We start from the raw sequence: 14,974 nt of genomic DNA on the forward strand, positions 1-14,974 counted from the left end.
CCCACAAGGGGAGAAGGCAACAGGGGCCTACAACAGCGGCTTCAGCGCCACCCATACCGCGCCGCCGATCAGGCCGAGAAAGACCAGCCAGCCGACCTGGTTGTTCGACTGGAACAGCTTGAGGCACTGGTCCGGCTCGTTGATGTCCAGCCTTGCGATCTGCCGCGCCATATGGGCGCCGGCGGCGATCAGCCCGGCCAGCGCCGGCACCGGCGCCTGCGCCGAGGCGAAGGCGATGGCGAAGCAGACCAGCGCACCGCCATAAAGCCCGACGAGCCAGGCCCTGGTGTTGTCGCCGAACAGCCGCGCGGTCGAGCGCACGCCGACGATGGCGTCGTCCTCCTTGTCCTGATGCGCGTAGATCGTGTCGTAGCCGATCACCCACAGGATCGAGCCGATATAGAGCATGACGGCCGGGCCATCGAGATCGCCGAACTCGACCGCCCATCCCATCAGCGCGCCCCAGGAAAAGGCAAGGCCGAGAACCAGTTGCGGCCAGTTGGTGAATCGCTTCATGAATGGGTAGATGGCGACGATGACGAGCGAGACGATGCCGAGCGGGATGGCGAAGTCGTTGAACTGCAAAAGCACCGCCAGACCCAGCAACGCCTGAATGATGAGAAACGCCCAGGCCTGCCGGCGCGTGACCTTTCCCGCCGGCAGGGGCCGCGAACGCGTGCGTTCCACCTGGTTGTCGATGTCCTCGTCGACCAGGTCGTTGTAGGTGCAGCCGGCGCCGCGCATGGCGATGGCGCCGATCAGGAACAAAAGAAGATACCATGGCGCCGGCAGCAGCGTCGGCAGCGGGTCCGAGGGGCGGGGATAGGCGCTTGCCGCAAGGGCCGCCGACCACCAGCACGGCCACAGCAGCAACTGCCAGCCGATCGGCCGGTCCCACCTTGCAAGCTGCGCATAGGGCCACAGCCAGCGCGGCAGCACCCGATAGGCCCAGTGGCCGCTCGGCGCATCGGCGACGCGGCCCTGGGCTGCTTTCGACTGGACGGTTTCCATGATGCTGAAGTGGCAGTAGCGGCGAAGGCCGTCAAGCGTCTAGCCGAATGGGCATGATGTGAAACATCGTTGGCGGAAGCCGCCTCATCCTTTCGAGATGAGCGCCAGCCGCCGCATTCGACGACCACTGATGGATGTTTACCTGTCGCTCAGCGGCTGCGATAGTTGGCCATCCCGACAGGAGTACCCGATGGCTTCCCAGCATCAGATCGACGCCGAAACCATAGAAGAATACCAGCGCGATGGCGCCGTCTGCATCCGCGGCGCTTTCAGGGATTGGGTCGACACGATTGCCGCCGGCATCGAGCGCAACATCCAGAACCGCAGCGCCACCGCATCCGATATCGCCAATGGCCGCGGCAGTTTCTTCGACGACTATTGCAACTGGGAGCGCATTCCCGAATTCGTCGAAGTGGTGCGGGAATCACCCGCGGCCGAGTTGGCGGCGGCCGTGATGCAATCGCGCACCGCGCAATTCTTTCACGATCACGTTCTGGTCAAGGAGCCCGGCACGCAGAAGCCGACGCCATGGCATCAGGACATCCCCTATTACTTTGTCGACGGGCGGCAAACGGTCAGCTTCTGGATCCCGATCGATCCGGTCAAGGAAGCCACGTTGCGCGTGATCGCCGGCTCGCACAAATGGGACAGGATGATCTTGCCGGTGCGTTGGCTCGACGACAGCAATTTCTACGCCGCCGAGGGCGATTATCTGCCGGTGCCCGATCCCGACAAGGATCCCGGCATGAAGGTTCTCGAATGGGAAATGGAACCGGGCGACGCCATCCTGTTCGACTTCAGGACCGCGCATGGCGCCCGCGGCAACATGACTTCGGCACGGCGCCGCGCGCTGTCGCTGCGCTGGGTCGGCGACGATGCGCGCTATGTCGAGCGGCCCGGCCGCACCTCTCCTCCTTACCCAGGCCACGACATGAAGCCCGGACAAAAACTGCGCGAGGATTGGTTCCCGGTCGTCTTCCAGAGCTGATCGCGGGGCGCTCACCGGGAATTGATATCTGACGTTCCCGTGTGCAATTGCGCTCAAGCTGCCCAAATGTCTTGACCCGTCGTGCGAGGCGCAATAGCGCAGTCGCTGTTATGAACTGGCAAGGTCGTGAACTGGCAAGGGATGTGGCATGCGCGTTTTGTTGATCGGCTCCGGCGGCCGCGAACATGCCCTGGCCTGGAAGATCGCGGCCTCGCCAGTGCTGACCAAGCTTTACGCGGCGCCCGGCAATCCGGGCATCGGCCGCGACGCCGAGCTGGTCAAGCTCGACATTGCCGATCATGCCGCGGTCGCCGCCTTCTGTGCGGAGAAAAAGATCGATCTCGTCGTCGTCGGCCCGGAAGGGCCGCTGGTTGCCGGCATTGCCGACGACCTGCGCGCCGCGGGCATCCGGGTCTTTGGCCCGTCCAGGGCGGCTGCAAGGCTGGAAGGCTCCAAGGGGTTCACTAAGGACCTTTGCGCCAAATACGATATCCCGACGGCCGCCTATGGCCGCTTCGGCGATCTAGCGTCGGCAAGGGTCCATGTCCAGAACATGGGCGCGCCGATCGTGATCAAGGCCGACGGGCTGGCCGCCGGCAAGGGCGTCACCGTCGCCATGACGCTGCCCGAAGCGCTGGCCGCACTCGATGCCTGTTTCGACGGCTCCTTCGGGCAGGCCGGCGCGGAGGTGGTGGTCGAGGAGTTTCTCGTCGGCGAGGAGGCGAGTTTCTTCTGCCTGTGCGACGGCGTCACCGCGCTGCCGTTCGGCACCGCGCAGGATCACAAGCGTGTCGGCGACGGCGACACCGGCCCGAACACCGGCGGCATGGGCGCCTATTCGCCAGCCCCGGTGATGACTCAGGTCATGATCGACCGCACCATGCGCGAGATCGTCGAGCCGACCATGCGCGGCATGGCTGAAACAGGCGCGCCGTTTTCCGGCGTGCTGTTTGCCGGGCTGATTATCACTGACAAGGGGCCGCAGCTGATCGAATACAACACCCGCTTCGGCGACCCGGAATGCCAGGTGCTGATGATGCGGCTGAAGGACGATCTCCTGGTGCTGCTCAACGCTTCCGTCGATGGCCAGCTTGCGCATACCTCGGTGCGCTGGCGCGACGAGGCAGCCCTCACCGTGGTGATGGCGGCGAGGGGCTATCCCGGAACGCCGGAAAAGGGCTCGGTCATTCGCGGCCTTGAAGAGGCGGCTGGCGACGGCGTCGAGATCTTCCATGCCGGCACCGCCATCAACAGCGGCGCGCTGGTTGCCAATGGCGGTCGCGTGCTCAACGTCACGGCGCTCGGCCGGACGGTCGGCGAAGCGCAGAAAAAGGCCTATGCCGCCCTTGACCGCATCGATTGGCCGCAAGGCTTCTGCCGCCGCGACATCGGCTGGCAGGCCGTGGCGCGCGAGCAGGCCGGCGCCTGACCCGATCCCAGCCGCTCGCGAGGATCAGGCAGCCTCGTTCTTCCGGCGCGTTCTTGCCCATGCCGGCAGCCATTCGCCGTGAGCGGCGAGCAGATCATCGACCAGCGACCAAATCTGGTCGAGGTCGAGTTCGGCCGCGGTGTGCGGATCCATCATCGCCGCATGGTAGATATGCTCGCGATTTTCCGTCATCAGCGCCCGGACCGTCAGTTCCTGCACATTGATGTTGGTGCGGATCAGCGCCGTCAATTGCGGCGGCAGGTCGCCGATATAGGTCGGCTGGATGCCCGAGGCGTCGACGAGGCACGGCACCTCGGCCGCGCAGTCCTGAGGCAGCGAGGTGATGCAGCCATTGTTGCGGACGTTGCCGTAGATCACCGAGGGCTCGCCGGTCCACACCGAATTCATGATCGAGGAGGCATATTCCTTCGACTCTTCGACCTCGATCCGGTCCGCCGAGCGGTAGGCCTCCGCCTGTCCCTTCCAGCGCTCTATCTGCTCGATGCAGCGCTTCGGATATTCGTCGAGCGGGATGCCGAACTTCTCGATCAGGTCGGGGCGACCGTCCTTGATGAAGTAGGGCGTGTATTCGGCGAAATGCTCCGAGCTTTCGGTGACGAAGAAGCCCAGGCGCATCAGCATCTCGTAGCGCACCTTGTTGGGGCAGCGCGGGTTCCAGCCGGGCTTGGGCGCACGGCCTTCACGATAGGCGCGCACGAGGTCGGGATAGAGGTCGCGGTAGGAACCGTCCGGCTGGCGGTGCTCGAAACTGAGGTAGAAGGCCATGTGGTTGATGCCGGCCGAGCGATAGCGGATCTCCTCGTAGGGAAGGTCGAGATCGTGCGCCAGTTCCATTGCCGTGCCTTGCACCGAATGGCAGAGGCCGACCTGTTTGATGTCAGGGTATTTCTCTGATATCGCCCAGGTGTTGATCGCCATCGGGTTGACATATTGCAGCATGATCGCCTGCGGGCAGACGGCGAGCATGTCCTCGCAGACCTTCCACAGATGCGGCACGGTCCTTAAGGCGCGCATGATGCCGCCGACACCGAGCGTGTCGGCGATCGTCTGGCGCAGGCCGTATTTCTTCGGCACTTCGAAGTCGGTGACGGTGCACGGCTCGTAGCCGCCGATCTGGAAGGCGACGACGACGAAATCGGCGCCCGCCAGCGCCTTGCGCTGGTCGGAATAGGTTTCGGCCTTGGCTTTCACCCCGAGCGTCGCGATCAGCTTGTTGACGACGACGGCGCTCTCTTCCAGCCGCTGCGGATTGAGATCCATCAGCGCGATCGTCGCGCCCGCCAGCGACGGCCGCTGCAGCACGTCGCCGACGATGTTCTTCATGAACACCGTCGAGCCGGCGCCGATGAAAGTGATCTTGGGATTTCTTGCCACGCTAACCTCCGGGATATTTTCAGGCCACGTCGAATGCGGCCCTGACGAGCCGTTCGGTGTAGGCGGTCTTGGGATTGGACAGGACGTCGTCGACGGGACCCTGCTCGACGATCTTGCCGTTCTGCATGACGATGACGCGGTGGCACAGCGCGCGCACCACCTTGAGGTCGTGCGAGATGAAAAGGTAGCTCAGGCCGCGCTCGTCCTGCAGCTTGCGCAAAAGGTCGATGATCTGCGCCTGGACGGAGAGGTCCAGCGCCGATGTCGGCTCGTCGAGCAGGATGAATTCGGGTTCGAGCGCGATGGCGCGGGCGATCGCGATGCGTTGCCGCTGGCCGCCGGAGAATTCGTGCGGAAATCGCGACAGTATATCGCCGGGCATGCCGGCGCTGACCAGCGCCTCTGCGACCCGTTCGATGCGTTCGCGCCGCGTCGACCCTATGCTGTTGACGATCAGCCCTTCCTCGATGATCTGCCCGATCGTCATGCGCGGATTGAGCGAGGAGAACGGATCCTGGAAGACGATCTGCATGCGCGAACGCAGCGGCCGCATCTCGGCCCGCGACAGGTCGTGGATCGGCTTGCCGTCGAAGCGGATCTCGCCGCGTTTGGCGTCGGTCAACCGCAGCAGGGTCTGGCCGAAGGTGGTTTTGCCCGAGCCGGATTCGCCGACCAGTCCCAGCGTCTCATGGCGGCGCAGGCTGAGGTCGAGATCGTCGACGGCGACCAACTCGCGCCAGTCCGGTTTCAGGAAGCTGCCATGGCGCAGCATGAAGCAGACGCGCACGCCGCTCGCCTCGAGAATGGTGCCGCAGCCCTCCGGCAGCGGTTTCGGCCGCCCGCGCGGCTCGGAAGCAAGCAGCCGCCTCGTATAGGGATGCCGCGGATCGGCGAACAGGCGTTCCGTGACGTTGTGCTCGCACATTTCGCCGTACTGCATGACATAGACATAGTCGGAGAACTGGCGCACCACGGTGAGGTCGTGGGTGATCAGGATCACCGCCATGCGCAGCTCTCTCTGAAGGGCGCGGATCAGGTTCAGGATCTGCGCCTGGACAGTGACGTCGAGCGCCGTCGTCGGCTCGTCGGCGATCAGAACGTCGGGATCGTTGGCCAACGCCATGGCGATCATCACCCGCTGGCGCTGCCCGCCCGAGAGCTGGTGCGGATATTGCTTGAGCCGCGCGGCGGGGTCGGGAATCTGGACATGCTGCAAAAGTTCGAGCGCTCGCGCCCAGGCCTCCCCGCGGCTCACCTTGCGGTGCACCCTGATCGCTTCGACGATCTGGCTGCCGACCGTGTAGATCGGGTTGAGCGAACTCATCGGCTCCTGGAAGATCATCGAGATGCGGTTGCCGCGCAGCTTGCGCCGCGCGCTCTCGGGGAACTTCAGGATATCTTGCCCGTCATAACAGACGCTCGATTTGGGCGACACCGTGGCTCGCCGGGAAAGCAGCCCCATGACGGTGCGCGCCGTTACCGACTTGCCGGAACCGGACTCGCCGACGATGGCGATCGTCTCGCCGCGATAGAGCTGGAACGAGACGTCCTTGACCGCTTCGACGATGCCGTGCTCGACCTTGAACGCGACCTCGATATTGCGAGCGTCGATGACGGGCTGATCCTGGCGTCCGTCATGGTCGTGCCGGACGGTTGGTGCGAAGGGCTCAGTGAGCGCGACGGTCATCTCTGCCACCTCAATACGGATCGACGGCATCGCGCAGGCCGTCGCCAAGCGCGTTGAAGGCGAAGACGGTGACGAGCACGAAACCGACCGGTGACAGGATCCAGGGATAGGTGCCGATGACCGAGTAGGTCGCGGTGTCCTGCAGCATGAGGCCCCACGAGATCAGCGGCGGCTTGACGGCGAAGCCGAGGAAACCGAGGAAGGATTCCAGCAGCACCACCGTCGGGATCGCCAGCGTCACGGCGACGATGACATGGCTCATCACATTGGGGAAGATGTGCTGCATGATGATGCGCCGGTCGGTGGCGCCGACCGCCATGGCGGCCCGCACATACTCGATCTGCGCCAGCGCCAGCGTCTTGCCGCGTACTTCGCGCGACATCTGCGCCCAGCCCAGCGCCGACATGACGATGATGACGAAGGCGAGGAAGACGTTGGTCGGAGCGGTGACCGGGATCAGCGTCGTCAGCGCCAGATAGAGCGGCAGTTGCGGGAAGGCGAGCACCAGTTCGACGAAGCGCTGCATCCAGACATCGAACCTGCCGCCGAAATAGCCGGAGACCATGCCGACCGTGGTGCCGATGATGGTGATGATGAAGACAACCGTCAGCGCGATGATCAGCGAGACGCGCGAGCCCTGGATGGCGCGCGACAGCACGTCGCGGCCGAACTTGTCGGTGCCGAGGAAATGCACCGGCTGGCCGTCCAGCGAGCCGAACAAATGCCGGTTCGCCGGAATGAGCCCGAACAGCCTGTAGGGCGCTCCCTCGACGAAGAATCCAAGCAGCCGTGGATTGTCATAGTCGGGGTCGACAATGGGCTGGAAGGTGACCGGATCGAGATCGGCGGAATCGGCCAGCGCGTAGACCCTCGGCCGTGCGACGAAATTGCCGTCCTTGTCGTGGAAAACAGGCATCTGCGGCGGCGCGAAGCCGACATCCGTCGCCTTCGGGTCCATCGGCGCCAGGAACTCGGCGAACACCGCCATGACCAGCAGCAGCACGACCAGCCAAAGCCCGGCCATGCCGGTCCACGAACGTTTCAGCCGGCGCCAGACAAGCGCTATGTAGCTTTCATTGCCGCGCGCGGGCTTGCTCGCGGCTCCCTCGGCCGGCAGCGGCGGCAGCGATGTGTCGCGGGCCAGCATCTACCTCTCCCCGAACTGGCGCACGCGCGGATCGAGCAGCACGAGCAGCATGTCGGCGATGATGTTGCCGACGATCAGCGTCGCCGACAGCACCATCATGAAGGTCGCGGTGACATAGACGTCGCCGACCGCCATCGAGCCGACGATGGCCGGGCCGACGGTCGGCAGCGCAAAGATGATCGCCGTCTCGATCTCGCCGGTGAGCATGTAGGGCAGCACCACGCCCTGATACATGACGAGCGGGTGCAGCGCGTTGGGCACGGCGTGGCGCATGACGACGGCGCTGCCGGTCAGGCCCTTGGCCCTTGCCGTTTCGACATATTGCGCGTTCAGCGTGTCGAGCAGATTGCCGCGCATGACGCGCATGTTGTAGGCGAGCCCGCCGAAGGTCGCGATCGCCACCACCGGCCAGACATGCTTGACCAGGTCGACGAACTTGGCCCACGACCACGGCGCGCCGCCATATTGCGGCGAGAAGAAGCTGCCGATCTCCGAGACGTTGAACTGGAAGACCAGCAGGTAGACGATGATCAGCGCCATCAGGAAGCGCGGCACCGTCATGCCGAGGAAGGAAATGGCCGACAGCGTCGAGTCGATCCAGGAATATTGCCGGGTCGCCGCCCATATGCCGAAGGTGATGCCCAGCACCGAGGCCAGCAGATGGCACACCAGCGCCAAGAGCAGCGTGCGCGGCAGGCGCTCTCCCACCACATCGGCCACCGGCTTGTTGTAGTAGAGACTGTAGCCGAAATCGCCGCGGGTGACGATGCCGCCGATCCAGTTGAGATATTGGACGGGCAGCGGCTTATCGAGACCATGTTCGATCCGATAGGCCTTGGCCTGGGCGTCGGCCTCGGCGAATGAGGCCCCGCCCTGATTGATCAGCTGCGAGCGGATGTAGTCGGCGTAGTCGCCCGGCGGCGCCTGGATGATGGCGAAGGTGACCAGGCTCAAAATGGCGAGGACCGGGATCGCCGACGCTATGCGCGTGAGCAGGAATCGCAGCATCGGACGGTCCGCTTCCTTGTCTCGCCGGTCGCTCCCTTTGAGCGTACGGGGGTTGGCCTTGTCCGGCCGCGCCAGCTGGCGCGGCCGGAGTTCTCAGTCAGGGGAGGTAAACCTAGTCCATCGGGCCCTTGTCTCCGGGCTTGCCCGGAAGCTCTTCGGGGAACAGCTCGTATTTGGCCTGCTTGTCGGCCGCGACAAACACCCGTTCGCGGACGATCGAATCCTCGGCCCAGTTGAACATGAAGATCGGCGTGCCCTGCGGAATGTTCGAGAAACGCTTGTTGATGATCAGCGCGCCGGGATATTCCGTCAGGCCGACATTGTAGACATGCTCGGTCGAAATCTTCTGGAACTCTCTCATCAGGCTGGCGCGCTCGTCATTGTCCTCGGACGAGACGAACTTGTTGACGATGTCGACGAGGTCCTTCTCGAACGGCATCAGATCAACTTCGCCGCTTTCCGGCGCGCGGTGGTTCCAACTGGTCTTGGGACCGACGGGAGCAAGCTGCTCGGTGTTCTGCACGACGGAGGTCAGCTCCTGGTCGTTGCGCCGGATCAGCCAGTCGAAGCGGCCGGAATATTGCGAGGCATCGCGCTGGGTGCCGTTGAGCCCGTTCAGCACGACCCGCAGCCCCAGCTTCTCCATCTGGGCGACGACACCTTCGGCGAGGCTCTTGTCGGTGGTGTAGTCGTTGTTGACCAGCATCACGATCTCGACATTCTTGCCGCCGGCGGTGCCGGCCGGGAAGTTCACGAAGCCGTCGCCGTCCGTGTCCTTGAGGCCGGCCTTGGCGAGTTCGGCCTTGGCGCCCTCGAGGTCGAAGGGATAGTAGACGGTCGAATTGCGGTCATAGAAGCTGGTGCCCGAGGAGAAGCCGCCGGGATAGATCGCGGTGAACGGCCCCTTGACCAGCGAGTCGCCGAGCGCCTTGCGGTCGAGCGCCATGGTAACCCCCTTGCGGAAGTCCTCGTTGCGGTTCAGCTCGCGGATCGCCTGGCCGCGTTCGTCGGGGTTGCCCCAGCCATTAGCGGAAAAGTTCAAGCGCAGATTGTAGCCGATGAGGCGTGGGCCGAAAGCAAGCCTGGCCGGCGCATTCGCCTCCGCCGCGCGCTTCAGCGAGGCGACAAAGTTTTCCGGCTGTTCCAGGTTGGAGAAGTCGCCCGAGCCTGCCACTGCCTGGACGTCGCGGTCGGCCCAGGTCGACAGCTTGTATTGCAGTTCGTTGAGGTAGGGCAGTTGGTTGCCCTTTTCGTCGACCTTCCAGTAGTAGGGATTGCGGCGCATGACGATGATGTCGTCCGACCGGTATTCGACCGGCACCCAGGCGCCCATGACCGGCATGTTCATATATTCCGGCGGGAAGGCGTTCTTGAACTGGTCGTAGGTGTTCTTCGAATATTTCGGATGCTGTGGCTTCAAAATATGTGCCGGGCCGGGGCAGAAAGTGCCATAGGCCATAGCGTAGAGGTATTGCTTGGGAAATGCGTCCTTGAAGGTCCATTCGACGGTGTAGTCGTCGATCTTCTTCAGCGTCGTGCCGACACCGAAGGTCTCCTGCGTCGCGCCGTTCAGCGGCGAGACGTTCGGGTCGACGACCTCGTCGTCCCAGTAGAACATGACGTCGTCGGCGTTGAAGGGTGCGCCGTCCGACCATTTTGCGCCTTCGATCAGATGCATGGTCAGCTTGTGGCCATCGCTCGACCAGTCCCAGCTCTTGGCCAGGTTCGGCAGCGGTTCGGTGTCCTTCGCCTCGACCTGGAACAGCGGCGCGGTGCGCGTCAGGCATTCGGAAAGGCCGATATCGATACCGCCCCAGCCCTGGGTCTGGCCGGCGCCGTAGTTCCAGCCTTCCGGCCGGCCGCCAATGACATGGCGCATCGTATCGCCATAGACGCCGACGCCGTCTGGCATATTGCCTGTCTTGAAGACCAGCGGCTCCTTCGGCAGCCTGTCCTTCACCGGTGGCAGCTTGCCGGTCTTGACGTATTTCTGGGTGACCCAGTCCGGCTCGTGATATTGCGGCAGCGCCTTGAACTCCAGGATGGAGTCGCGCGGCACGTAGCTGATCTTGCCCTCGGCCGGAAACTGCGCCGGCGCCGGTGGAACCGTTGGCTCCGAGGCGAATGCGTTGAGTGCCGGGACGGAAACGCCCAGCGCCAGTCCCGCGACAATGCCGATGCTGCGTAAATTCCTCATGGTCTCCTCCCAGATGTTTCGAAGTCTTTGCTGCTGCTCCGCTTCTCCTCGAAGCAGGACGGTGCATCGCGGCGAGCCTACCTTCCGTGGATCGTCCCGCGTCTGAAGTCTCAGCCGGCCTGCTTCAGCGCGGCCTTCTCGGCGCGCAATTCCTCGATCGAGCGAACATTGCGCCGTGCCGCGCCTGCCCATTCGCGGGTCTTCACCCCAGATTTCGAAAGCCGCTCCGTGGCGGCCGGAACCGCATGGGCATATTGCGGCAGCCAGTCGGCCTGGGCGACGACCATCTCATCCACCATCTGCCAGACCTCTTCCGGCGTCGAAACCGCGCCGACCAGCGGGTCATGCAGCACGGCGAGCTTCAAGAGATCGATATCGCCTGATATCGCGGCATGCACGGACATGCGCTGGACATTGATCGACGCCATGCAGGTGGCGGCACAGGCTTCCGGCAGCGTGATGCCGGCGGTCATGTTGATGCCGAAACGATCGACGAAGCCGGGCGACTCGATGATGGCGTCCTGCGGCAGATTGGTGATCACCCCATTGTTCCTGACGTTGAAGTGGCCGCGATAGACGCGGTTGGTTTCAAGCGCTTCCAATATGTGGCTCGCATGCTCGTTGGAGCGCTTGGACGCGTCGATCGGCTTCGATGCCGCTTCGAGGAATTGCGGATATTCCGTCTCGAACCAGTTGCGGGTCTCGGTCGAATAGCGGAGATAGCCGCCCGTCTCGCCATGGATCCAGTCGGACATGTCGATCCAGCGCGTGATCTCGTCCGGCCGCTTGCGGTACCAGGGCAGGTACTCGGAAAGGTGGCCATTGCTTTCGGTCGAATAGACGCCGAAGCGCTTCAGCACGTCGATGCGCAGCTTTTCCTGCCTGGAATAGACTGGGTGCGCCTCGAAGGCGGCAACCAGTTCGTCCTTGCCGATCGGGTGGCCGTTGAGGCGCAGATCGATGAACCAGGTCTGGTGGTTGATGCCGGAACAGACATAGTCGAGTTCCCTTGGCGATTTTGCTCCCAGCACCTCGGCGATCTGTTCCGCGCCATGCTGGACGCCATGGCAAAGCCCGACCGTGTCGACCTTGCCATACTCGATCGCCGCCCAGGTGTTCATCGCCATCGGGTTGGCATAGTTGAGGAATTTCGCGTTCGTTTCGGCAACCTCTTTTATGTCCCTGCAGAAATCCAGGATCACCGGAATGTTGCGCTGGCCATAGAGAATGCCGCCGGCGCAGATCGTGTCGCCGACGCATTGATCGATGCCGTATTTCAGCGGAATGCGGATGTCGTCGGCATAGGCTTCGAGGCCGCCGACCCTGACACAGCTGATGATGTAGCGCGCGCCTTCGAGCGCCTTGCGGCGGTCGGTGGTCGCCGTCACTTTTGTCGGCAATTTGTTCGCCTCGACGATCCTGTCGAGGATCGCCTTGATCATCTGCAAATTATGCTCGCTGACGTCGGTCAGCGCGAATTCGATATCCCTAAACTCCGGCACGCACAGAATGTCGGTGAACAGCTTCTTGGTGAATCCGACGCTGCCGGCGCCGATAATAGCGATTTTGAAGCTCATCACCTTCACCTCGATCCAATCGAATGCTAGGCAAGGAGCAACAAGGGAGGATATGGCCATGCGCCATGGCGCAGGTGCCATTTAAGCCGGAATCCGGCTTCTTCTCCTCCCCGCCCGCTCCTCGACCGCGGGTCTTTCGCGTTCTCTGGGGAGGGATTATGCGCTTATTCGCAAGCGCGAACAGAGAAGGATTGTGCTTTCAGGGGTAATTTTGTGCTGCAAGATCTGATCGCCAACGGACAGTCGATGCGGACGATCTCGCTACCGCGCGGCCGCCAGCGCCTGCACGCCATGCCGACAAGCACGGGCTACGAAGTGCGCGAGGACGAGAACTACGATTGGGATGGACGAAGGCGCGGCCAGACACCGTTCACCGTGCTGCAGCACACGATCAGCGGAACCGGCCAGTTGCGCTACGAGAACCGCAACTACCGCCTGCAGAAGAACGATACGCTGCTGGTGCTGGTGCCGCACAACCATCGCTACTGGCTTGAGAAGGGCGACCGCTGGGAATATTTCTGGATCTCGATGAACGGCGAGGAGGCGCTGCGCATCCACAAATCGATCCTTGGCGTCTCGGGCCCCGTGTTTCGGCTGCAGCCGGCGACGATCGATCATCTTGCCGATTGCAGCCTGCGTCTGATCAAGGGGGCCGCTTCGCCGGGTGCTGCTTCCGCCGTCGCCTATGAGGCGGCGATGGCCCTCTATGACGATGTTTTCGGCTCACATGCCTTTGCCGAAAAACAAAGCGCCATGCAGCCGGTCATCGACCACATCAACGCCAATCTCGACAAGGCCTTGCCGGTGGCGGACCTCGTCCAGATCAGTGGACTCAGCCGCGCGCATTTCTCGCGCTGTTTCGCCGACAGCGAAGGCATCCCGCCGGCCGAGTTCGTGTTGCAGCAGCGGTTGCAACGCGCGGCGAAGCTGCTGACAAAGGCGGATTTCCTGCCGGTGAAGGAAGTCGCCATCATGTGCGGCTTCGAGGACGCGAATTATTTTTCGAAGGTCTTTCGCCGCTGCTACGGCATTACGCCCAGCCAGTTCCGCACCACCGGCATGTACGCCAGCATGGGGAGCCGCCGCTGATCAGGTGGGCGCTTTGATGCATGTCGCGCAAAAGTGTGTAGCGGTTTTGCGATAACGACATGCACAAAAACAAGAGCTGAAAGCGCGTCGCATGGTTCCGTTCAAATGCGACGCGCTTTCAGCGCAGGCCACGATCGGACTCGGTCGAGGCGGTGCTGACCGTATCGCTTGTGGCAGGCGCGGCCTCAAAGGCTGATGCGGTGCGCTTTTCCTTCCGTATCCAGGCCACATATTCGGCAATTCCGCGCGGCAGGCGCGGCGCCGCCGTCACCGCTGGCATCTGAAAGCCGTCGCGGAATTTGGCCCAACGCGCGCTGAACACGGAAACCATCTCGTCGAAAGTCGGTGGCGTCGCCACGGTGGCGTAGGTGATGGTGACATTGCCCGCGAGCGCGGCTTCGCGCGAAAGCGGTAGCGGTATCGAGGCCAGGTAATCCGGCTGCATGTCGATCAGGCCGCCAAAGGGCCATTGCGCGCGCAGTGTCGCGGCATCCACCGGCGCGACGTTGACGTCGATGTCGGTGGGCGTGCCGGCGACCCGGTACGGGCAGCGGAAGCGGCCGCAATTTGCTTTCGCCGAAAATTGCCAGAGCGCGTAGCCTTGCCAGTTGCCCATCGGAAAGTGCACGCCGATGTCAGGCTTGTAGCGCGCATACCAGAGCGGCAGCCGCGACAGGAGCCGGTACTTGTACCTGTTGTCGGCAATGTGCCCGGCGGTGCTGCCGTTGGTGTAGAGCACCGGAAAGCGGCCGATCCGCCGATGCACCTGGCGCACGAATTCCTCGGCATCCTCGAGCGACATCCATTGCGTGGGATCGTCGTCCTCGATGTCGAGGGCAAGGAGGTCGTCAGGCTCGGGTTGCGCGAAATCGATGAAGTTGTTGGCCTGCCCGATCGGGTTGCCGGGGCGGGCGAGGTGATACGCGCCCCATTTCAGGCCGAGCGCCTTGGCCACCACCTTGCGCGTCTGGAACAACTCGCGCGCCACCGCGTAGCGCTTCCACAGCGTCTTGCAGAGCCGCGCCTCGGTCTCGGCGCCGAAACAGAAATAGGGTGGCGGCATCCCGTCGGACGCCTTGTTGATGAAGCCGACGATCCGCTTGTCGGTGGCAAGCTGGCCCCAGTCGATGGGATTGTACTCGTAGGCGTCGATGACCAGCGCCCGGTCGGCATCCTTCCACGGCTCGGAAAAATCCGAGGCCTTTGCCGCCGGCGTCAGCGCCATCGCAGCCGTGATGGCGAGAAGCGCCAAGCGGAGAGGAGGAGGGTGCGCCGGCGATTTCAAACAGCGGATCCTTGCTGACCAAAGGCCGATCCTGAACCGCCATGGTTAAGGAAATACTTTTGCGGTTCGATTGACGTCCTGGGGCGGAGCGAACGCGAAGCGGAGCGGAGACCCTGGAATCCATGGTTGGCGAAAGCGGGCATGATATCTGATCTCCCCCC

Annotated in this window: 11 protein-coding genes; 3 read left to right on the plus strand and 8 right to left on the minus strand. The window is 63.3% G+C overall.

All coding sequences use genetic code 11. The features are described from left to right. Positions 1–27: 27 nt before the first annotated feature. The gene (gene ubiA, locus MESS4_RS11925) at positions 28–1,011 is read right to left on the minus strand and encodes a 4-hydroxybenzoate octaprenyltransferase (protein WP_006330452.1); all 984 of its coding nucleotides are present in this window, start codon (positions 1,009–1,011) and stop codon (positions 28–30) included. A 190-nt stretch (positions 1,012–1,201) separates the two neighbouring features. Between ubiA and MESS4_RS11930 the strand changes: the two genes are divergently transcribed. Together MESS4_RS11930 and purD are read left to right on the plus strand one after the other, a co-directional pair. Then, positions 1,202–1,999, plus strand: coding sequence for a phytanoyl-CoA dioxygenase family protein (locus tag MESS4_RS11930; protein ID WP_006330462.1), 798 nt, complete (start codon positions 1,202–1,204; stop codon positions 1,997–1,999). Between the two features lie 148 nt (positions 2,000–2,147). Continuing rightward, positions 2,148–3,428, plus strand: a complete 1,281-nt coding sequence (gene purD / locus MESS4_RS11935) for a phosphoribosylamine--glycine ligase (RefSeq protein WP_006330466.1) — start codon at positions 2,148–2,150, stop codon at positions 3,426–3,428. 24 nt (positions 3,429–3,452) lie between these two features. On the opposite strand, the gene MESS4_RS11940 is transcribed toward purD, so the two are convergent. The 6 genes from MESS4_RS11940 to MESS4_RS11965 form a co-directional block, all read right to left on the minus strand. Beyond that, complete coding sequence (locus MESS4_RS11940; protein WP_006330467.1) at positions 3,453–4,823, minus strand: alpha-glucosidase/alpha-galactosidase; 1,371 nt, start codon at positions 4,821–4,823, stop codon at positions 3,453–3,455. A 19-nt stretch (positions 4,824–4,842) separates the two neighbouring features. After that, the gene (locus MESS4_RS11945) at positions 4,843–6,510 is read right to left on the minus strand and encodes an ABC transporter ATP-binding protein (protein ID WP_006330468.1); all 1,668 of its coding nucleotides are present in this window, start codon (positions 6,508–6,510) and stop codon (positions 4,843–4,845) included. A gap of 10 nt (positions 6,511–6,520) precedes the next feature. Further along, the gene (locus tag MESS4_RS11950) at positions 6,521–7,657 is read right to left on the minus strand and encodes an ABC transporter permease (RefSeq protein ID WP_006330469.1); all 1,137 of its coding nucleotides are present in this window, start codon (positions 7,655–7,657) and stop codon (positions 6,521–6,523) included. Further along, a complete protein-coding gene (locus MESS4_RS11955) occupies positions 7,658–8,665 on the minus strand; it encodes an ABC transporter permease (RefSeq protein ID WP_006330470.1) in 1,008 nt (335 codons plus the stop codon). It lies immediately after the preceding gene. A gap of 112 nt (positions 8,666–8,777) precedes the next feature. Next, complete coding sequence (locus MESS4_RS11960) at positions 8,778–10,862, minus strand: ABC transporter substrate-binding protein (protein WP_006330471.1); 2,085 nt, start codon at positions 10,860–10,862, stop codon at positions 8,778–8,780. Positions 10,863–10,972: 110 nt separating this feature from the next. Next, complete coding sequence (locus MESS4_RS11965) at positions 10,973–12,439, minus strand: alpha-glucosidase/alpha-galactosidase (protein ID WP_006330472.1); 1,467 nt, start codon at positions 12,437–12,439, stop codon at positions 10,973–10,975. 246 nt (positions 12,440–12,685) lie between these two features. Between MESS4_RS11965 and MESS4_RS11970 the strand changes: the two genes are divergently transcribed. Further along, positions 12,686–13,528 (plus strand): AraC family transcriptional regulator, encoded by an 843-nt coding sequence (locus MESS4_RS11970; protein WP_081609699.1) that lies wholly within the window; start codon positions 12,686–12,688, stop codon positions 13,526–13,528. A gap of 118 nt (positions 13,529–13,646) precedes the next feature. On the opposite strand, the gene MESS4_RS11975 is transcribed toward MESS4_RS11970, so the two are convergent. Then, a complete protein-coding gene (locus MESS4_RS11975) occupies positions 13,647–14,753 on the minus strand; it encodes a glycoside hydrolase family 25 protein (RefSeq protein ID WP_036241115.1) in 1,107 nt (368 codons plus the stop codon). Positions 14,754–14,974 lie beyond the last annotated feature (221 nt).

Source organism: Mesorhizobium sp. STM 4661, assembly GCF_000359125.1.
Classification (GTDB): domain Bacteria; phylum Pseudomonadota; class Alphaproteobacteria; order Rhizobiales; family Rhizobiaceae; genus Mesorhizobium.

Coding starts and splice junctions, on each gene's coding strand:
- ubiA (WP_006330452.1), bottom strand. CDS start 1,011: ATGGAAACCGTCCAGTCGAAAGCAGCCCAGGGCCGCGTCGCCGATGCG.
- MESS4_RS11930 (WP_006330462.1), top strand. CDS start 1,202: ATGGCTTCCCAGCATCAGATCGACGCCGAAACCATAGAAGAATACCAG.
- purD (WP_006330466.1), top strand. CDS start 2,148: ATGCGCGTTTTGTTGATCGGCTCCGGCGGCCGCGAACATGCCCTGGCC.
- MESS4_RS11945 (WP_006330468.1), bottom strand. CDS start 6,510: ATGACCGTCGCGCTCACTGAGCCCTTCGCACCAACCGTCCGGCACGAC.
- MESS4_RS11950 (WP_006330469.1), bottom strand. CDS start 7,657: ATGCTGGCCCGCGACACATCGCTGCCGCCGCTGCCGGCCGAGGGAGCC.
- MESS4_RS11955 (WP_006330470.1), bottom strand. CDS start 8,665: ATGCTGCGATTCCTGCTCACGCGCATAGCGTCGGCGATCCCGGTCCTC.
- MESS4_RS11960 (WP_006330471.1), bottom strand. CDS start 10,862: ATGAGGAATTTACGCAGCATCGGCATTGTCGCGGGACTGGCGCTGGGC.
- MESS4_RS11965 (WP_006330472.1), bottom strand. CDS start 12,439: ATGAGCTTCAAAATCGCTATTATCGGCGCCGGCAGCGTCGGATTCACC.
- MESS4_RS11970 (WP_081609699.1), top strand. CDS start 12,686: ATGCGGACGATCTCGCTACCGCGCGGCCGCCAGCGCCTGCACGCCATG.
- MESS4_RS11975 (WP_036241115.1), bottom strand. CDS start 14,753: ATGGCGCTGACGCCGGCGGCAAAGGCCTCGGATTTTTCCGAGCCGTGG.